Genomic DNA, 20153 nt, shown 5'->3' on the forward strand with positions numbered 1-20153 from the left:
AAAGTTCGCTTGGGTTTTATGATTAACCAAATAATACGCAGACACATTCAGGAGCATAGAAGTCTTTGCTAATAAGAGTAAGCTCTCCCGTTTGCTCATTACGTTCAAATAGTGTAAGATTGTCTGATTTTTGATGGCCGCAAACAATAAATTTTTCAGTCGGATCTAGATTAAAATCACGGGGAAAGTCGCCTTCAGTTGAAATATTTTGAATCGTTTCTAAGTTTTTTCCGTTATCTTTTACAGCAAAGACAGTAAGTGAGTTATGTCCACGGTTTGAAACGTAAAGGAATTTTCCATCTGAAGTAATACGGATAGCTGCGCCGCCATTAAAGTCATGGTAATCTTCCGGTATCGTGGATAATTTATTATCTTGTGTAAATTGTCCTGTGGCTGCATCGTAAGTTAATACAGTTACCGTGCTATCCAACTCGCCGAAAAGATAAGCGTATTTTTCATTTGGATGGAAAACAAGGTGTCGAGGACCAGTACCAGCCGGTGCTTGAAATACGGCGGTTTCTGTTAGCTTTCCATCTGCGGATACGTCGTAGGTGTACACACAGTCAGTACCTAAATCACAAACAGCTAGGCGGTTATCGGGAGTTAAGTTTGCATAGTGGGCATGTGCATGATCTTGGTTTTCATGAGGACCTGTCGGTTCATCATGGTAGACAGCATCGCTAGCTTTGAGCGACCCATCGGCTAAAATTTGATAGACATTTACTTCGCCTTTATGATAATTTGCGCCATAAACTAACTGTCTTTGGTTATCAACTGCAACATAGCACAAAGGAGCCCCTTCTTCAGTTACTGCATTTAAAAAATTAAATGAAGAATCGTAAGCAGCTATTCCGCCTTTATCATCAACAGAAGTGACATTATAAAGATTCTTTGTTTGACTTTGTGCTAAATAAGTCGGGCTTACTTCTGCAGCTTCAAGAGTTAAATCTGACAGCTTTTTTTCTTGTGTGTCCAATTGAGCTGAATAAATTCCTTTACTTTCTCCTCTGGTATAAGTTCCTAATAATATTCTTTCACGCATATTATTCCTCCTTGTAAATTATGCACACTTTATTTTACCATAGAATAGTTAGAAAAAAATCTGTTTTACTTGTTAAAAGCACAGAATTAAAACGGAATTCCTTCGGCTAAGGGATTAATGTGGTATAATTCTAATTATAAAAAGATACTAGGAGGAACGCATATATGCAACAAGGTAAAATCTTGCAAGTTGGCGATCAAGCCGTTGATAAAGATGAAAACATACTGATATTTTTCGGAGAAAATGTGACTGAAGGGCTAAAACCTTATTCGATCATACAAGCCATAGATGAACCTGAAAAAATTGAATTAACTGCAGGGAATAAGGTTTATTTCGGCGAGCAAGAATACCAAGTGACCTATGTAGGACGTTTAGTCAATCAAAATTTACAGACAATTCAACACACTTCGTTTGTATTTTCTGAGGATGCACAAAACAAAATGTCAAGTAGTGTTTACTTAACACCGGCAAAAGTTCCGGATATTTCTGAAGGGATGACAATTACTTATTGCTAGAGGAGGAAATTTTTTATGGAAAAAAAGGATAAACGACCTTTTTCCTGGTTTTGGAAGTGGTTTTTAGATAATCAGTTTGTAACAGGGCTATTAGTTGTTTTGTTAGTTTTATTGATTATCAATCTTTTTACAAAAGTTTCTTATCTTTTTTCCCCTGTTTGGCAATTTTTGGCTATTGTTGGTTTACCGATCATACTAGCAGGGATTTTGTTTTATTTGATGAATCCAGTGGTCGACTTTTTTGAAAGAAAAGGGATTAAACGCTACTATAGCATTGTTGCTTTATTCATTATAGTTGCTAGTCTCATTGCTTGGGGAGTTGTTGTAATTGTCCCAGAAATACGGGAACAGACAGCTACTTTCATCGATCGTTTACCAGGATATATTAATACAGTCCAAGCTGCTCTGGCAAACTTTTTTTCTGACCCAATTTTTGATAAAGTTCAAGATCAAATCGCTATTTCTGGTGAAAGAATTATGTCCTCCATTACCGATGTAGTACAAAATATTTCGAAAACGACGGTTCAAAGTATTGGGAACTTTTTTGGTGCCGTTGCTTCGATCTTTATTGCAATTGTTACAATGCCAGTGATTTTATTTTATTTGTTAAAAGACGGGGAAAAAATTGCACCTTATTTTGTTCAATTTTTACCAACAAAAATGCGCCAGCCTACCTTAAGAGTGCTAAAAGAAATGAATCAGCAGGTTTCTTCTTACATTCGAGGGCAGTTAGCTGTTGCTTTTGCGGTAGCTATTTTATTTATGGTAGGTTTTTCAATTATTGGTTTAGATTATGCCATTACTTTAGGCGTAATTGCAGGATTTTTAAATTTAGTTCCATATATTGGTTCATTTTTAGCGATGATACCGGCGATTTTTCTAGGGATCGTTGGAGGTCCTGTGTTATTAGTTAAAGTCATTATTGTATTTGCTATTGAACAGACGATTGAAGGACGCCTCATTTCTCCATTAGTACTAGGCAATCAGTTAGCTATACATCCAGTTACTATTTTATTTGTATTATTAACAGCAGGTAAATTATTTGGCTTTTTTGGAGTTGTTTTAGGGGTACCGGCGTATGCGGCTTTAAAGGTGGTTATCACCAATGTCTTTAATTGGTATAAGGTAGTTTCTGGGCTTTATACAGAAGATGAAGAACCAAAAAATACAACAAATGAAAAAAATAAATAAAAAAGCGTTGCAGCTTGTATGTTTGCTGCAACGCTTTTTTATTTATCAAGCGGCAACTTGTTTTAATGCTTTCATGCCGCCAATAACGTGAACTGCTTGGTATCCATGATTATTTAAAAATTCAGCGATAATCTCAGAACGACGCCCAGAATGACTTAAAACGTAATACGTCGTATTCTTATCTAATTCAGCTAACCGATTAGGCAGACTAGTTGTTGGCATAGAGATGGCACCTTTAATATGGTTTTCTTTATAAGCGCCTTTATCTCTAATATCCAAAACAGCAATGGACTGTCCAAGCAATGAACGAAAGTCTTGCAAGGTAATGGATTGCATAATATCCCTCATTTCTTTTTTGGATAAGTCTGATTGTAGGTGATTTTGATCTAAGATGCAAGTTTGTGCATTCATAATGTAAAAGAACTGAAACTTTTCTTAATGTTTGCAAAGCATAAAAAGAAAAAACAAGAAATAAACTGACAAACTTGCTTTTTTTGTCAGAATCAAGTAAAGTATACCTGTGTCTATTGTAGGCATAGCCTGTCTCTTAGTTTAACGAGTCACCAACGTTTTACTCAGTTACAGGAATAAGGAAAAAGAGGTGAAGAAAATGGCAATTTCACAAGAACGCAAAAATGAGATCATCAAAAAGTTTGCGCGTCATGAAGGAGATACGGGTTCACCAGAAGTTCAAATCGCTGTTTTGACTGAAGATATCAATTCATTGAACGAACATATTCGTGAACATAAAAAGGATCACCATTCATACCGCGGATTGATGAAAAAAGTAGGACATCGTCGTAACCTTTTAGCATATTTACGTAATAAAGATGTGACTCGTTACCGCGAATTGATTCAAGCTTTAGGATTACGTCGTTAATCAAGATAAAAAGAAAAGTGGGGTTCTAGCGGATCTCACTTTTTTGCTGTGAATCACTGCGATTTAGCGACCAAAGGGAGCTAAGAGAAGATGATGAACAGTACTAGGCGAGAGGAACGAGCGTAGTTCCCCAAACCGAATCACTACGATTTAGCGACCAAAGGGAGCTAAGCGGAGAGATGAACCGTACTAGACGGCAAAAAAGGTGTAGTAAGTACGGATGTTAAAATATTATACTTTAATAAATTAATAAAAAAGCTGTGACTGTTGGCTTGATTGAACTACTAACCAAATAAAAGCACTGAATAGACTTCAATGTTTTTATTTGTTTAGTAGCAAGCCTATACGCACAGTAGAAAAGGAGAAGTTATGACAAAACAAGTTTTTGAAACAACTTGGGGAGGACGTCCCTTACAAGTAGAAGTTGGACAACTTGCCAAACAAGCAAATGGAGCTGTTTTGGTGCGTTATGGTGATACTGTAGTATTAAGTGCAGTTGTGGCTTCAAAAGAAGCAAAGGGAACAGACTTTTTCCCATTAACGATCAATTATGAAGAAAAAATGTATGCAGTAGGAAAAATCCCTGGAGGTTTTATCAAAAGGGAAGGACGTCCTAGTACGGATGCTACATTGACCGCACGTTTAATCGATCGTCCGATTCGCCCAATGTTTGCAGAAGGATTCCGTAATGAAGTTCAGGTAACAAATACGGTGATGAGTGTCGAGCAAGATTGCTCCCCAGCTATGGCAGCAATGTTAGGTTCATCGTTGGCCTTATCCATTTCAGATATCCCATTCGATGGTCCTATTGCAGGTGTGGAAGTTGGCCGTGTTGACGGAGAATATATTTTGAACCCAACCGTAGAGCAACATGAAAAATCAGATATTGATTTGACAGTGGCAGGTACTAGTGAAGCCATTAATATGGTTGAATCTGGCGCAAAAGAAGTTACTGAAGCAGATATGTTAGGTGCCTTGATGTTTGGTCATGCAGCGATTCAAGAATTGGTTGCTTTTGAAGAAGAAGTTACAGCAAGCTGCGGCAAAGAAAAAATGGAAATTTCTTTGTTGCAAGTGGATGAAGATCTACAAAAGACAATTTACGATGCTTATTATCAAACAATGAAAACCGCAGTATTAACAGAAGAAAAGTTAGCACGTGAAGATGAAATTGAAAACGTGAAAGAAACAGTTAAACAAGCGTATGAAAACCAAATTGATGAATTAGAAGAAGAGGAAGCACAACATTTAGCAAATGAAGTTGCACAAATTGCTGAAGATTTGGAAAAAGATGTAGTGCGCGAATTAATTACCATTGATAAAATCCGTCCGGATGGTAGAAAAATTGATGAAATCCGAGCGCTTTCTTCTGAAGTAGGTTTGCTGCCGCGTGTTCACGGTTCAGGTTTGTTTACACGCGGACAAACACAGGCTTTATCGGCATGTACATTGGCTCCTTTGGGCGAACATCAAGTTATCGATGGTTTAGGCGTAGAAGAATCGAAACGTTTTATCCATCATTATAATTTTCCTAAATTTAGTGTAGGCTCGACCGGACGTGCAGGTTCTCCAGGACGTCGAGAAATCGGACATGGGGCACTAGGTGAACGCGCATTAGCACAAATTATTCCAAGCGAAGAAGAATTCCCTTATACAATTCGTTTAGTTGCTGAAGTTTTAGAATCAAACGGTTCTTCTTCACAGGCAAGTATTTGTGCAGGCACTTTAGCATTGATGGATGCAGGGGTTCCAATTAAGGCGCCGGTTGCTGGAATCGCTATGGGACTTGTTTCTGATGGTGAAAATTATACGATTCTAACAGATATCCAAGGAATGGAAGACCACTTAGGGGATATGGACTTTAAAGTTGCCGGAACCAAAGATGGAATTACTGCCTTGCAGATGGATATCAAAATTCAAGGGATTACAGAACAAATTCTTCGTGAAGCTTTAGCGCAAGCTAAACAAGCACGGATGGAGATTTTGCAACAACTAACATCAACGATTGCTCAACCAAGACAAGAATTAAGCTCTTACGCACCGAAGATTGAAATGATTTCGATTGACCCAGAAAAGATTAAAGACGTTATCGGCAAGGGTGGAGACGTCATTAATGGCATCATTGATGAAACAGGTGTGAAAATTGATATTGACCAAGAAGGCAATGTTTCTATTGCTTCTTCTGATGCAGAAATGATTAAAAAAGCGGTATCGATTATTAAAGACTTGACAAAAGAAATTAAGCCCGGTGAAGTTTATTTAGGTAAAGTCGTTCGAATTGAAAAGTTTGGTGCCTTTGTCAATATTGCAAAAGGCAAAGATGGGCTAGTCCACATTTCACAAATAGCAAACGAACGAATAAATAAAGTAGAAGATGTTCTTCATGTCGGTGATGAAGTTCTTGTCAAAGTAACAGAAATTGACAAGCAAGGACGGATTAATCTTTCAAGAAAGGCAATGTTGAAAGATAATACATCAGAAGACAAAAAAGATAAGAAATAAAAGTAGCCTTAAGAACACCTTATAAGTAGTCATTGCTTGTAAGGTGTTTTTCATAAATAAAAATTTTTTACTCTGCGGGTGCTATGGTAATAATAAATATAAGTAGGAGAATCATGTATGAGATATAATTGGCAAAATAAAATCGTTCAATTTATGCGAGGAAGATATGGTGTTTTCGACTCTTTAAATAAAATGTTGCTTATTTTAACAGCAGCACTACTTATTTTGAATATATTTATCACAATTCCATTGGTAAATTTACTCCCTCTGCTATTGATAGTTATTGTTTACTATCGTTTTTTCTCCAAACGTATTTATGTTCGTTCTAATGAAAATCAGAAATATTTACGTTGGAAAAATAAAACAAAGAATTTCTTTAAATTAAGAAAAGAAGCTTTTCAAAATCGTAAAAATTACGTTTATTTTCACTGCCCGCAATGTAAGAAAGCATTGCGAGCACCTAAAGGCAAAGGGAAGATAAAGATCCACTGTTCCAAATGTCATTACCAATTTATCAAAAAGGTATGAGATTGGGGCAAGTTTAAAATAATAAAAAAGCTAAGACAATTTTTTACTGTCTACTTGACTGAGTAGAGTTCATGTTCTTGTCTTAGCTCTTTTTGTCTATCGCTGGACTTTTCGCCACATCAATTTCTTCTCTGTTTTAGGGTCTTTTTCACCTGTCAACTCAAAGTTAAATGATTCATAAAAAGGAATCGCTTGTTCATTTTTTTGATGTACTCGGATATAAATATGATCCACTTTAAAGCGATTTTCTAAATAAGTTAAAACTGCTTGGAAAAGCGCATGGCCATACCCTTGTTTTTGTTCATTATGGTCAATCATGAAACGATCGAATAAAATCGTTCTATTTTGTTTGTCTTCTGCTCCAATCATCGCAAAGCCAACAATTTTATTGTCAACACATAATGCAATTGGGGTCCAATCATAGGATGAATCGTAAGCAGCTTCTAGTAATGACTCGGCGTTGTCTTCAATTAGTTCGTTTTGATTAGGCGCTACGGATAACTGAGCAACTTTGCGCCAATTTTTTTGTGTGATCGGTTCCAAATGATATCTCATTGAAATCGCCTCCTTTTAATTAAAGTATAACAAAATAAAACGGATTTTCTAAATAATTAACTCAGTTTTATTGAAATGAAGTTTACTATTGTTATTTGAACTTCTTTCACAATTGGTCTACAATGAATGAGAACAGAGAAAGAATATGGAGGAAAGTCTATGTCCATTTTAGAAATAAAAGATTTACACGTAGCTATTGAAGATAAAGAAATTTTAAAGGGTGTCAATCTTGTACTCAAGTCAGGAGAAGTTCACGCTATTATGGGTCCTAATGGAACCGGGAAGTCAACTTTATCAGCAGCTATTATGGGAAATCCAAATTACAAAGTAACCCAAGGAGAAGTGTTATTCGACGGACAAAATGTGCTGGAAATGGAAGTAGATGAACGTGCACGTTTAGGTTTGTTTTTAGCTATGCAATATCCTAGTGAAATTCCAGGGATTACTAATGCTGAATTTATGCGCGCTTCTATTAATGCAAAAAGAGCGGAAGATGATCAAATTTCGGTCATGCAATTTATTAAGGAACTAGATCAAAAAATGGCACTGCTAAATATGCCAGAAGAAATGGCCGAACGTTATTTAAATGAAGGATTTTCCGGTGGAGAAAAAAAACGAAATGAAATCTTACAGTTATTGATGCTAAAGCCCACGTTTGCCATCTTAGATGAAATTGATTCCGGTCTTGATATTGATGCCCTAAAAGTGGTTGCTAAAGGAGTCAATGCTATGCGTGGTGAAAATTTCGGCGCATTAATTATCACTCACTATCAGCGTTTGTTAAATTATATTACACCGGATGTGGTTCATATTATGATGGACGGTCGTGTAGTTATAACGGGGGACGCAGAGCTAGCAAAACGTTTAGAAAAAGAAGGGTATGCTGGTATCAGTAAAGAATTAGGTTTTGAATACGAAGAGGAAAAGGCGTAGGGAGGCTCAAGGATTATGAAAAAAAATCTGATAGATTATCTTGATGCAGTTAACGCTTTTTCGATAGCAAAAAAAGAACCTGAATGGATGTATAATTTGCGTCAAGCAGCATTAAAGAAAGTGGACGCTTTGGATTTACGCAGAATTGAACGAGTACGTTATGATCATTGGCCTTTATTTAACATTGATGAAAAGAGCTTAGCCCGGCAGCAAGAAATAACTAATAATCTTTCTACTCTTGACAATAAAAAAGAAGGTCCTGTTTTAGTTCAGCAAGGGGATAAAGTTATTTTTGAACAATTACCCCAAGACCTGGTCGATAAAGGGGTGATTTTCACTGATATTTTTACAGCGATGCAGCAATACCCTGAATTGGTGAAAAAATATTACATGACAAAAGCAGTTTCAGTAGAAGAGGACAAAATAACAGCAGCTCATGCTGCATTTATGAACGGCGGATTATTTTTATATGTTCCTAAAAATGTGGTTATTCCCCAACCTATTGAAGCCGTTTTTTATCATAACAGTGATTTGCCTAGTCATTTTTTTAAGCATGTTTTAATTGTAGCGGAAGAAAATAGCGAATTTAGCTATCTTGAACGTTTTATTTCAGAAGGTAGTTCAGCAAAAAATGTGTCAGCCAATGTGATGGTAGAAGTGATTGCTAAAGACGAAGCTAAAATTAAGTTTGCAGGAATTGACCAATTAGGAGAAAATCTTTCTTGTTATATAAAAAGGCGCGGCTATTTATTGCGTAATGCTTCAATTGATTGGGCAATAGGTGTTATGAATGAGGGAGATGTCATAGGGGATTTTGATTCTGAATTAGAAGGAGAAGGTTCTCATGCTGAAACCAATGTAGTTGCCATCAGCGCTTTAAATCAAAAGCAGGCGATTGATACACGCGTAACAAACAAAGCTTCTCACTCAATTGGGCATATCTTGCAGCATGGTGTTATTCGTGATCGTGCGACATTAACCTTTAATGGAATCGGTCAAATTTTAAAAGGAGCAAAAGGGGCAGACGCGCAACAAGAAAGCCGTGTATTAATGCTTTCTAGTAAGGCACGCGGGGATGCCAATCCTATTTTGTTGATTGATGAAAATGAAGTGACCGCGGGTCATGCTGCTAGTGTAGGTCGCGTGGACCCTGAGCAAATGTATTATTTGATGAGTCGTGGCTTACCTAAAAAAGAAGCAGAACGTTTGGTCATCCGCGGCTTTTTAAGTACTGTTTTAAGCTTTATACCGATAAAAGAAGTAGAAGAAGAGCTAGTGAATGTTATTGAAAGGAAGTTACAAGCGTGATAAATGCTCAAAAGCTGCGCCAGGAGTTTCCCATTTTAGAACAAGTTGTAAATGATGAGGCCTTAGTGTATTTGGATAATGCAGCGACAACCCAAAAACCAGAAGCTGTTTTACAAACACTTGAAAACTACTATCGGAAAGAAAATGCCAATGTCCATCGTGGAGTGCATACTTTAGCGCAGCGGGCAACACAGAAATATGAAACAGCTCGAGAAAAAGTATGCCAGTTCATTCATGCTGAAAAAACAGAGGAAATTCTTTTTACTAAGGGAACGACAGCTAGTTTAAATTGGATAGCTAGAAGTTTTGGTGATCGCTTTGTACAAGCAGGTGATGAAATTGTTATTTCCTATATGGAACATCATTCTAACATTGTAGCTTGGCAACAATTAGCCAAAAGAAAAAAGGCTGTTTTAAAATATATTCCTTTAACTAAAAAAGGATTTTTAGACATGGAAGAAGCCAAAAAGCAGATTACAAATAAAACAGCAGTTGTAGCGATTACCCATGCTTCCAACGTTTTAGGTGTGTTAAATCCGATCGCTGAATTGACGAACTTAGCTCACTTACATCAGGCAATAATGGTAGTAGATGGAGCACAAGCAGTTCCTCATATGCCAGTTAATGTAAAAGAATTGGATGTTGATTTTTATGCCTTTTCTGGACATAAAATGTGTGGACCGACAGGAATTGGTGTGTTATATGGCAAGCAAGAATGGTTAGAACAAATGGAACCAGTAGAATTTGGCGGTGAAATGATTAATTTTGTTCACCTATATGAGAGTACTTGGGCGGATTTGCCTTGGAAATTTGAAGCAGGAACGCCTAATATTGCTGGCGGAATCGGATTAGGTGAGGCGATAGACTATTTGGATAAGATAGGTTTAGTAGAGATTTTTCAGCATGAAAAAGAGCTGGTCTCCTATGTGTTGCCCAAATTACAGGCAATTGAAGGTTTAACAGTTTATGGCCCGCAGGACCCTTATGAACATACTGGTGTAATTGCTTTTAATTTAGATGATTTGCATCCACATGACGTAGCGACTGCTTTAGATATGCAAGGAGTTGCAACTCGAGCTGGTCATCACTGCGCACAACCTCTTTTACAATATTTGGGTGTTGCAGCTACGGTAAGAGCAAGTTTTTATTTATATAATACAAAGGAAGATGCGGATCGTTTAGTTGAAGCGGTCAAAGAGACAAAGGAGTTTTTTAAATATGGCACTTTCTAAATTACAAAATTTGTATCGGCAGGTTATCCTAGACCATTCCAGTCACCCTCGTAATCATGGAAATTTAGAAAATTCCAACTACCATATAGAGTTAAATAATCCTACATGTGGAGATGTCCTTTGTTTGGAGCTTGAGATAAAAGATGATACAATTCATGAGATTGCTTTTTCTGGTCACGGCTGTTCAATTTCAACGGCCAGTGCCTCTATGATGACAGAAGTCGTTAAAGGAAGAACAATAGAAGAGGCCATGGATTTAGCAGAGACTTTTTCTTTATTAGTACAAGGAAAAGATATAAAAAATGCAGAAAAATTAGGTGATGCCGAGATACTTAGCGGTGTCTCAAAATTTCCTGCTCGTATCAAATGTGCTACATTATCTTGGAATGCGTTAAAAAAAGCACTTGAAAAGCCAGGTCCAACGATAGCAGAAACAGGTTTTATAAAACATGATGAATAAAAAGTAGACGATTATAAAAAACGCACAAGGAAGCTACTACTTGTGTGTTTTTTGCACTTATCAAAGGAGGAAATTAAATGAGTAAATTAAATAACTTATTGCACGCTGGAAGAAAAATTGTATTTTTGACTGGAGCTGGTGTATCGACAGCGTCTGGTATCCCAGATTATCGTTCAAAAAACGGTTTATACTCTACAGGAGAAGCCCCGGAATATTTGTTAAGTCATAGCTGTTTAGCAAACGAACCCGAAAAACATTATGAATTTGTTAAAAATAACATGATCTATCCAGAGGCTAAACCAAATGTTATTCATAAAAAAATGGCGGAATTTACCCGCCGGGGAAAAGCAGATATTATTACTCAAAATGTCGACGGCTTGCATCTTGCTGCTGGTGCAGATCCTCAGCATTTAGTTGAATTTCATGGCAACATTTATTCTATCTACTGTCAAAAATGTGGACAGGATGTTGAACTAAAAGATTATTTAACGAGCATGTACCATAAAAACTGTGGCGGAATATTACGAACAGATATTGTGCTATATGAAGAAGCGATTGATACACAAAAGATCGAAAAAGCTGTAGAAGCAATTAGTCAAGCTGACCTGATCGTTGTAGCGGGGACTTCTTTTGTGGTGTATCCTTTTGCTGGTTTAATTCAATATGCATCTTCGGATGCCGAAATGGTCGCTGTTAATCGCGATCCCATCACTTTGCCGTCTAACGGGAAGATGATTACAGGCGATGCAGTAAAAGAGTTTGAGCAAGTAGAAATTGAGTAGAAAAAATAGTTAAATAAAACATCTTTTCAATAGCCGGAAAAACTCTTATTCTTGATAGATAACATTTTCGGCTTTTGATATTTTCAAAAATCTTCAAGTTTAAAAAAGAAGGCAATGGTAGCTCCTTATTGTTGGTAAAAAACTTTGCAAGTTATTTTAGAGCGAGATTTTTGCTTTTTTACAAATAACATGTGAAATTTATTATTTACTTTAGCAACCGCTTTATTTTTTGCTATAATAGGTTTAATTTAGGTTATCAAAAGGAGTTCTGCTAATGATAAAAAAGCTTTTAAGTTGTTTAGGTGAGTATAAAAAAGCAACTGCGCTTAGCATGGTCTTTGTGATTTTTGAATCATTTATAGAAATTTTAATTCCCACCTTAATGGCAATTCTTATAGATGAGGGAATTTCGCAAAATGAAACATCGATTGTTTGGCAAATTGGCAGTTTGCTTATTTTATTGGCTATATTAGGCTTATTTATTGGCGCTTTATCTGGTCGTTATGCAGCGATTGCTTCTGCTGGTTTTGCTAAAAATTTACGGAAAACATTATTTTTTAACGTGCAAACATTTTCTTTTTCAAATATTGATAAATTCACAGCACCAAGTTTGATTACGCGAATGACGACTGATGTGACGAACTTACAAAACGCTTACCAAATGTTGGTACGTATTATGATTAAAAGCCCAGTTCAATTTACTTTTGCAATTATTATGTCAGCTTTGATTAACCCGAATATGGTGTTGATTTTTGTCGTCGTGGCCCCATTTTTAGCTGGTACGCTAATTTTTATTGGCAGAAAAGTTCACCCCATCTTTGAACGTGTATTTCGTAGTTATGATCATTTAAACAATATTGTACAAGAAAATTTACATGGTATTCGAGTGGTGAAGGCTTATGTAAGACAAGCTTTCGAAATAAATAAATTTCAAAATATTTCCCAAGTGGTTTATAAACGGTTTACTAAAGCTGAAAAATTATTAGCTTTTAACCAGCCGCTTATGCAGTCAACGGCTTATATTTGTATTTTACTGATTTCATGGGTGGGCGCTCATTTGATTGTAAGTCAAACAATGACTACAGGAGAATTATCTAGTTTATTTGTTTATACCTTTCAAATTTTAATTAGTTTGAATATGTTTTCCATGGTATTTGTCATGTTTTTAATTTCTCGTGCTTCTGCTGAGCGGGTTGTAGCGGTTATGGATGAAGAAAGTGATTTAAAAAATAATCAGCTGGCCTTAAAAACTATCTCTGATGGTCGAGTTTGTTTTGAGCATGTCTTTTTCCAATATCCTACAAAGCTGGGGCAGGACGTCCTTAAAGATGTTACTTTTTCAGCAAAAACCGGCGAAACCATTGGAATTGTTGGTGGGACAGGAAGTGCCAAAACGACGCTTGTACAATTAATTCCTCGTTTGTATGATGTAACAAAAGGGAAAATTGAGATTGCTGGAAGAAACGTGCAAGATTACGATATGGACACACTTAGAAAAATTATTGGCGTTGTTTTACAAAATAATGTGTTATTTTCTGGAACAATACTGGAAAATATGCGTTGGGGAAATCCAACAGCAACGCTAGAAGAAGTCCGAGAAGCTTGTATTATGGCACAAGCAGATGAATTTATACAAGAACTTCCAGACGGCTACAAATCCCATATTGAACAAGGAGGTACGAATGTTTCAGGAGGGCAAAGGCAACGTTTGTGTATTGCGCGTGCACTATTGAAGAATCCCAAAATTTTAATTTTAGATGATTCAACCAGCGCTGTTGATACGAAGACTGAATCGAAAATTCTTGAAACTTTTCGAACGAAAATGCCTCTCACCACGAAATTTATTGTTGCTCAACGGATTACGTCTGTACAAGATGCTGATAAAATTATTGTTCTTGATAATGGACAAATTAATGATATAGGTCCCCACGAAAAACTATTACAAACCAGCGCGATTTATCAGGAAATTTACCAGGCACAAACGAAAGGATTTGGTGAAGCAAATGCAAAATAATAAAACATTAGCGCCTTTGCTACGCATCCTAGGCTATATATGGCGGGATTATAAAATTAACTTTCTGTTTGTCATTTTGTTTGTTCTATTGAGCACAGCAGCCAATACTTTGGGTTCTTTATTTATTCAAAGAGTGGTAGATGACTATATCTCGCCTCTTTTATCACAAAGTAATCCGGTTTACACTGGCCTTTTAAAGGTCATTTTAATTATGGCAGTTATCTATCTTATTGGGGTCATCTCAGCTTTGTTGTTTAATCGATTGATGGTTACAATCAGTCAGGGGACGCAAAAAAATATACGAAATGAGATGTTTGCTAAAATGCAGGCATTAGCGATTCGGTTTTTTGACGAAACTCCTTCTGGAGATATCATGAGCCATTATACAAACGACATTGATACGCTTAGGCAAATGATTTCTCAAAGTATTCCCCAAGTTTTTCAAGCAGCTACCCAAATGTTAGGCGTTTTTATTGCAATGTTAACCTTAAATGTTCCTTTGACTTTTGTGGTTTTATTTACGGTTAGTATGATTTATTTTGTAGTAAAGAAAATTGCCGGTTTAAGTGCTCGCTATTTTGTCTACCAACAGCATTCTTTAGGTGATGTGGATGGCTATATTGAAGAAATGACATTTGGTCAAAAAGTGATTAAAGTATTTACTCACGAAGCAGAAACAAAACGGGGTTTCGTGGAAAAAAACGATCGGTTATTTGATGATGCATCCAAAGCCAACCAGTTGGCCAATATCTTACTTCCTATCATGATTAATTTGGGAAATTTACAATATGTCTTAATTGCTTTGGTAGGAGGACTTTTATCGATCGAAGGGATGATTACTTTATCGATTGGAACGTTGATTGCTTTTTTACAATTAAGTAGAAGTTTCAGTGGTCCACTCAACCAAATCTCCCAACAAGTTAATTTTATTGTAATGGCTTTGGCTGGAGCAGCACGTATTTTCGAATTGATTGATACCAAACCGGAAGAAGATAGTGGAGAGGTGAGGTTGGTAAATGTTTATCAACAAGAAAAACAGTTAAGAGAAAGTTCTCAGCGGACCGGACGTTGGGCCTGGAAACAGCCACAAGCAGATGGTAGTGTTGTTTATACTGAAGTAAAAGGAGATATTCGTTTTGATCAGGTTTTTTTCGGTTATAAGGAAAATCAGACGATTCTTCATGATATTTCTCTTTACGCACATTCTGGACAAAAGATCGCTTTAGTTGGTGCAACAGGGGCTGGAAAAACAACGATTACCAATTTGCTTAATCGGTTTTATGATATTAATCAAGGAACGATTTTTTATGATGGAATCGACATTCGCCAGATAAGAAAAGCAGATTTACGACGTTCTTTAGGCATGGTGTTACAAGATACGCATTTGTTTAGTGGCACCATCCGAGAAAATATTCGTTATGGGAATCTAGCTGCAACGGATCAACAGGTCGTTGCAGCTGCTAAGCTAGCCAATGCTCATCGTTTTATTGAAGAATTTACGGATGGATATGATACATTTATTAGCGGTCAAGAATCAAATCTTTCGCAAGGTCAACAGCAATTACTTTCCATTGCTCGTGCTGCTTTAGCGAATCATCCGGTTTTGATTTTAGATGAAGCAACTTCAAGTATCGATACTTTAACTGAAAGGTTAGTTCAAGATGGTATGGACTCTCTAATGAAAGGTAGAACAGTTTTTGTCATTGCTCATCGTCTATCAACCATTTAAAACTCTGATGTGATTATTGTTTTAGACCATGGACAAATTATAGAACGAGGAACGCATGAACAGTTAATTGCAAACAAAAAGACCTATTACCAACTGTATACAGGCAAGCTGGAATTGTCCTAATTTAATAAAAGTAACAGAAAGGACGCTGTAGATGAGACAAGACCGAGAACAAATTCGTAAATTCGGGCAAAAGCAAATTATTTCATCTATAAAAAAGGAACTGCCGAGTTTCATAGAGCTATTTGCTTATAATATTTCCAAAACTGATATGAGTGTATATAGTTTACTGCAAAAGAATAATAGAAAAAAACAAAATAGCTGGTTGACTTTACGTATAGCAGACCATCCATTGTGGCTGAAAAATGCTCAGCAGCTTTCCATTGATGTCGGATCACCTGCGGATTTAATCCGTTTACCTGAAATGCTTCAAAGAATACTTTCTAGAAGTGAAAATACAAAAGATTGGTTTCAAATGTCAAAAAGCCAATTAGCTATTTTGTATTTATTAGATAAGTGCCAGCAAAATGGCTTCGTGTGGGCAATTCGCTTACCAGAGGAAATTTTTGAAGCTTTTAAAAAGCAGCCGCTAGATTTGCGAACTGATTTTATGAAAACAGAGTTATTTCTAACGGATCGAAATAATGTTAACTCTTTTCTCCAGTTATTTAACAATTCTCATTTTCAAGCGCAATTAGCTATTTTGTATGGACGAAACCTGTTGTTTTCTCAATTTTCTAGACATCGTTTGCTTAAGCTTTTACCAACTAACCAATGGATTCAACCGATGTTACAAAAAGAAAAGGCTTCTTCTGACTGGCAGCCGCAGATTATCTACGACTATGGCAAAGACTTTTATCAGAATTTACAAAAAGCTTTGCAGAATGAGGAAGAAATATAAAATAAAATGTCCAATAATCCATTGGAAAGACTAGGTAAAATGGAAAATATCGTTTTTTCCTACTCATTTTCATTTTAGTTGTCTTAATTTTGAAAATTTTTAGAAAAAGGTTGACTTCTTTTGTCAGAAGAGTTAGATTATTCAGTAAATAAATAACACAAAACACAATGATGAGTCTTATTTGAGGTATTGGACGTTTTTAGAGAGATTTTGCTAGCTGAAAAAAATCAACGTCGCCTGCAAATTTATCAGCTCGGAGTGGTGAAAACAAACGTTTTTGCTGGTTGCCTACCATTAAAAAGGACGCATATGCTTAAACAATATTTAGCCGTATGTGGAGGTTTTGAGTGAAATTCAAAGCAAAAAATAGGTGGTACCGTGGAAACGCCCTATAAAGCATAAGCTTTGTGGGGCGTATTTAGTTGTTATAGAGAATTTTATTTTAGTTGAGGGGGATTTTTTATATGGTAAAACAAAGAGTAGAAGATTTGGATTGGAATAATTTGGGCTTTCATTATCGAGACTTACCTTATAGATTTAAGGCAGAATTTAAAGAGGGAAAGTGGCAGGAAGGTGAATTAACCACCGATTCAACAATGCATCTTTCAGAAGCAGCAGAGGTTTTACATTACGGGCAGGAAATTTTTGAGGGACTGAAGGCTTATCGGCAAAAAGATGGCACTATCAATCTTTTTCGTCCGGAAATGAATGCACAACGTTTTGCAAATTCTGCCAAAAGAATGGCGATGGAAGCTTATCCTGCTGATAAATTTGTTGAAGCTGTCAAAGAAGTGGTCCGTGCTAACGAAGAATATGTGCCACCCTATGGTACAGGGGGATCTTTGTACCTTCGTCCATTTATGATCGGCACAGAACCGCTTGTCGGCGTAGCACCTTCAACAGAGTTTCAATTTCGTATTTACGCAACGCCAGTGGGGGCTTATGTGCAAGGTTTGACACCTACACCTTATCTGATTAGTGACTTTGATCGTGCTGCTTTTGCGGGTACAGGCCAAGTTAAGACTTCGGGTAATTATGCAGGCAGCTTATATCCAGCGACGCAAGCTAAAAAAGAAGGTTACGCGGATTGTTTGTATTTAGACCCAAGAGAACATAAATACATCGACGAATTTGGCGGAGCTAATTTTTATGGTATTACTAAAGATGGGCAATTTTTAACCCCTAAGTCGGATTCGATTTTGCCGTCAATCACGAAGCAATCCTTAGTTGAAATTGCGGAAAAACAAGGGTTGAATCCTAAAGAAACATCCATCGCTTTAGAAGATATTGATCAGTTTGTTGAAGCTGGAGCCATGGGAACGGCAGCTGTTATTTCTCCTGTGGGTTCTTTAACCTATCATGGTAAAAAGTATATCTTTAACGAAACTGAAGTAGGACCAAAAACACAAGCATTGTATGACGAACTTGTAGGGATCCAATTAGGCGATCGTCCAGCACCAGAAGGTTGGATCCAAAAGGTTGAGGTCTAAATAAAATTGCTAAGAAAAGAAAACCGATAGTACTTTATAAAATTGGTTTTCTTTTTATTAAAAAGGATACAGTCAACGTTTAAGGATTGTTAATGATAGGGAGTGATCAAATGGCCCGAAAAATAGGTGTCATTGGTATGGGACATGTTGGGTCTACCGTTGCGCATGATATTATTGCCAAAGGTTTAACTGATGAAATGGTTTTGATTGATACCAATGAAGCTAAGGTAAATGCAGATGCTTTGGATTTTGAAGATGCTATGGCAAACGCAACTTTTCATACCAAATTAATTGTCAATGATTACGCTGCGTTAAAGGATGCAGATGTTGTCATTTCAGCTATAGGAAATATAAAATTATTGGAAAATAATACGACAAACGATCGCTTTGTGGAATTACCCTTTACTAGCCAACAAGCGGCTAAAGTCGCGTTAAAAATTAAAGACTCAGGGTTTGATGGTGTATTAATTGATATTACAAACCCTTGTGATGTTATTACAGCGATTTATCAAACGATGACAGGCTTACCCAAAAACCAAGTAATTGGTACAGGTACGCTGTTAGATTCAGCTAGGATGAAACGTGCGGTAGGGAAGGTATTTAAGACCGATCCACGTTCTGTTGCTGGGTATAACTTAGGTGAACATGGAAATTCACAATTTACTGCTTGGTCGACTGTTAATGTTTTGGGAAAACCGATTGTAGAAGTCGAACAAGAGCGTCCCGTTGATTTTACTCAATTAGATGAAATTGCTCGGGCTGGAGGTTTTACTGTATTGCATGGGAAAAACTATACGAGCTATGGTATTGCAACAGCAGCTGTGCGATTGGCTGATATTGTAATGAGTGATGCTAGAGCAGAACTGCCAGTTTCAAACTTTCGTAATGAATATAATACCTACCTTTCCTATCCAGCTGTGATAGGAAAAGCTGGCGTCGTCGAAACACTACAACTTGATTTAACAGATGAAGAGATTGAAAAATTGCGACTTTCGGCTCAGTATATTAAAACAAAATTTGACAACACAATGGAAAATTTACAAAATAACTAATATTTGGGAGGGAAGTTATGTCAGTTGTGGAAAAGCTTTATCAAGCTTATCATACAAATACACCTTTAAAGTTAGGTGAATTAGGCCTTAATGACAAAACAGAAGCTTATCAAATTCAAGATGAGGTGTTGCAACTTAAAGAAGAAGCAGGAGAAAAGCTAGCTGGTTATAAGATCAGCTTAACTAGCCAAGAGACACAAGAACTTTTTGCTAGTGACTCTCCTTTATACGGTGGTATGACAGATGTCACAGTAAAAAATACTGTTTCTTTAAAGGAATATAATCGTCCACTATTAGAACTGGAACTTGTCTTTTTAGTAGATGAACCCATTTCTTCTGATGACACTGCAGAGCAGGTTTTTGAAAAATGTCGTGTGGCTCCGGGAATTGAAGTGCCGGACGGACGCTATGAAGATTGGTTTCCTAAAGCTAGTTTGTATGAAGTGGTTGCTGATGGCGCAGTCAATGGCGCAATTGTTATAGGTAATCCGCGAAAATTGGTTTACTCAGATGTTGCTGCTATTAAAGCAACATTGACTTTAGAGGATAAATTTGTAAAAGAGGGGCCTTCAACAGAAGTGCTAGGTCATCCAGCTAAAGCTGTTTTGTGGTTGGCTAAAGAATTAGAAAAGCATGGAAAAAAATTAAAAGCTGGACAATTTGTTTCCTCAGGTACTTTTGTTTTACCCGAACCCTTGGAAAAAGGGCATTACAAGGCAAGTTTTGAACACGTTGGTGAAGTAGATTTAGAAGTGACAGAATAAAATCATAAGAGTGAGTGCTGGCAAACAAGGAAGTTTTTTGTTTGCCAGCACTATTTTTTTGTCTATTTGTTAAAAATTTTATCTTAAATGAAGGTATTTTCTTTTTTCATATGAAGAAAGTAAGTAGCTAATTCATAATTAACTAACTCTACCGAATTTGAAAAATCAAGAGCTAAGATATCGGCAAGTTTGTTTATTCGATAATGAACGGTCTTTGGATGGACAAAAAGATCTTCTGCGGTTTGTTTATAATTACGATTATTTTTAAAAAAAGT

At 36.6% G+C, this 20153-nt stretch carries 19 protein-coding genes and 1 pseudogene; 16 read left to right on the forward strand and 4 right to left on the reverse strand.

Translation table 11 applies throughout. The annotated features are described in order from the left end of the window. Nucleotides 1–22: 22 nt before the first annotated feature. Nucleotides 23–1042 carry a lactonase family protein gene (locus TS1_RS03820; protein WP_068708011.1) on the reverse strand — a complete coding sequence of 340 codons (1020 nt, stop codon included), beginning with the start codon at nt 1040–1042 and terminating at the stop codon, nt 23–25. A gap of 164 nt (nt 1043–1206) precedes the next feature. On the opposite strand from TS1_RS03820, the gene TS1_RS03825 reads away from it, so the two are divergent. Both TS1_RS03825 and TS1_RS03830 read left to right on the forward strand, forming a co-directional pair. After that, entirely contained in the window at nt 1207–1557 is a 351-nt protein-coding gene (locus TS1_RS03825; RefSeq protein WP_068708013.1) for a PTS glucitol/sorbitol transporter subunit IIA, read from the forward strand. Nucleotides 1558–1572: 15 nt separating this feature from the next. Beyond that, a complete protein-coding gene (locus TS1_RS03830; RefSeq protein ID WP_068708015.1) occupies nt 1573–2748 on the forward strand; it encodes an AI-2E family transporter in 1176 nt (391 codons plus the stop codon). 45 nt (nt 2749–2793) lie between these two features. On the opposite strand, the gene TS1_RS03835 is transcribed toward TS1_RS03830, so the two are convergent. Further along, nucleotides 2794–3084 carry a rhodanese-like domain-containing protein gene (locus TS1_RS03835; protein ID WP_068708017.1) on the reverse strand — a complete coding sequence of 97 codons (291 nt, stop codon included), beginning with the start codon at nt 3082–3084 and terminating at the stop codon, nt 2794–2796. A 274-nt stretch (nt 3085–3358) separates the two neighbouring features. On the opposite strand from TS1_RS03835, the gene rpsO reads away from it, so the two are divergent. The 3 genes from rpsO to TS1_RS03850 all read left to right on the forward strand — a co-directional run bounded on the left by rpsO (nt 3359) and on the right by TS1_RS03850 (nt 6658). Next, on the forward strand, nt 3359–3628 hold the full coding sequence (rpsO, locus tag TS1_RS03840; protein ID WP_068708019.1) for a 30S ribosomal protein S15: 270 nt from the start codon (nt 3359–3361) through the stop codon (nt 3626–3628). 369 nt (nt 3629–3997) lie between these two features. Then, a complete protein-coding gene (pnp, locus tag TS1_RS03845; protein WP_068708021.1) occupies nt 3998–6130 on the forward strand; it encodes a polyribonucleotide nucleotidyltransferase in 2133 nt (710 codons plus the stop codon). Nucleotides 6131–6247: 117 nt separating this feature from the next. Next, nucleotides 6248–6658: a hypothetical protein gene (locus TS1_RS03850; protein ID WP_068708023.1), complete on the forward strand. Its 411-nt coding sequence runs from the start codon at nt 6248–6250 to the stop codon at nt 6656–6658. Nucleotides 6659–6754: 96 nt separating this feature from the next. On the opposite strand, the gene TS1_RS03855 is transcribed toward TS1_RS03850, so the two are convergent. Next, complete coding sequence (locus tag TS1_RS03855; protein ID WP_068708025.1) at nt 6755–7213, reverse strand: GNAT family N-acetyltransferase; 459 nt, start codon at nt 7211–7213, stop codon at nt 6755–6757. Nucleotides 7214–7372: 159 nt separating this feature from the next. Here TS1_RS03855 and sufC point away from each other — a divergent pair, with 159 nt between their 5' ends. The 11 genes and pseudogenes from sufC to TS1_RS03910 all read left to right on the forward strand — a co-directional run bounded on the left by sufC (nt 7373) and on the right by TS1_RS03910 (nt 19878). After that, on the forward strand, nt 7373–8146 hold the full coding sequence (gene sufC / locus TS1_RS03860) for a Fe-S cluster assembly ATPase SufC (protein ID WP_068708027.1): 774 nt from the start codon (nt 7373–7375) through the stop codon (nt 8144–8146). A 15-nt stretch (nt 8147–8161) separates the two neighbouring features. Continuing rightward, the gene (gene sufD, locus TS1_RS03865) at nt 8162–9454 is read left to right on the forward strand and encodes a Fe-S cluster assembly protein SufD (RefSeq protein WP_068708029.1); all 1293 of its coding nucleotides are present in this window, start codon (nt 8162–8164) and stop codon (nt 9452–9454) included. Beyond that, entirely contained in the window at nt 9451–10686 is a 1236-nt protein-coding gene (locus TS1_RS03870; RefSeq protein WP_068708031.1) for a cysteine desulfurase, read from the forward strand. The genes sufD and TS1_RS03870 overlap by 4 nt, the downstream gene beginning before the upstream one ends. Continuing rightward, nucleotides 10673–11146: a Fe-S cluster assembly sulfur transfer protein SufU gene (gene sufU, locus TS1_RS03875; RefSeq protein ID WP_068708037.1), complete on the forward strand. Its 474-nt coding sequence runs from the start codon at nt 10673–10675 to the stop codon at nt 11144–11146. Before TS1_RS03870 ends, sufU begins: the two co-directional genes overlap by 14 nt. Before the next feature lie 77 nt (nt 11147–11223). Next, nucleotides 11224–11928, forward strand: a complete 705-nt coding sequence (locus TS1_RS03880; RefSeq protein ID WP_068708039.1) for an NAD-dependent protein deacylase — start codon at nt 11224–11226, stop codon at nt 11926–11928. Nucleotides 11929–12202: 274 nt separating this feature from the next. Then, entirely contained in the window at nt 12203–13942 is a 1740-nt protein-coding gene (locus tag TS1_RS03885) for an ABC transporter ATP-binding protein (RefSeq protein ID WP_068708041.1), read from the forward strand. Continuing rightward, nucleotides 13932–15794, forward strand: a pseudogene (locus tag TS1_RS03890) (ABC transporter ATP-binding protein). The gene TS1_RS03885 and the pseudogene TS1_RS03890 overlap by 11 nt, the downstream one beginning before the upstream one ends. A 31-nt stretch (nt 15795–15825) precedes the next feature. After that, nucleotides 15826–16572 (forward strand): hypothetical protein, encoded by a 747-nt coding sequence (locus TS1_RS03895; RefSeq protein ID WP_068708043.1) that lies wholly within the window; start codon nt 15826–15828, stop codon nt 16570–16572. A gap of 464 nt (nt 16573–17036) precedes the next feature. After that, nucleotides 17037–18062 carry a branched-chain amino acid aminotransferase gene (locus tag TS1_RS03900; RefSeq protein WP_068708052.1) on the forward strand — a complete coding sequence of 342 codons (1026 nt, stop codon included), beginning with the start codon at nt 17037–17039 and terminating at the stop codon, nt 18060–18062. Nucleotides 18063–18172: 110 nt separating this feature from the next. After that, on the forward strand, nt 18173–19114 hold the full coding sequence (locus tag TS1_RS03905; RefSeq protein ID WP_068708054.1) for an L-lactate dehydrogenase: 942 nt from the start codon (nt 18173–18175) through the stop codon (nt 19112–19114). Nucleotides 19115–19131: 17 nt separating this feature from the next. Beyond that, nucleotides 19132–19878: a 2-keto-4-pentenoate hydratase gene (locus TS1_RS03910; RefSeq protein ID WP_068708055.1), complete on the forward strand. Its 747-nt coding sequence runs from the start codon at nt 19132–19134 to the stop codon at nt 19876–19878. A gap of 83 nt (nt 19879–19961) precedes the next feature. On the opposite strand, the gene TS1_RS03915 is transcribed toward TS1_RS03910, so the two are convergent. Beyond that, on the reverse strand, nt 19962–20153 hold a 192-nt coding region (locus tag TS1_RS03915), incomplete at its 5' end, for a helix-turn-helix domain-containing protein (protein ID WP_169792358.1).

This window comes from Tetragenococcus solitarius NBRC 100494, assembly GCF_001544195.1.
Taxonomy (GTDB): domain Bacteria; phylum Bacillota; class Bacilli; order Lactobacillales; family Enterococcaceae; genus Tetragenococcus; species Tetragenococcus solitarius.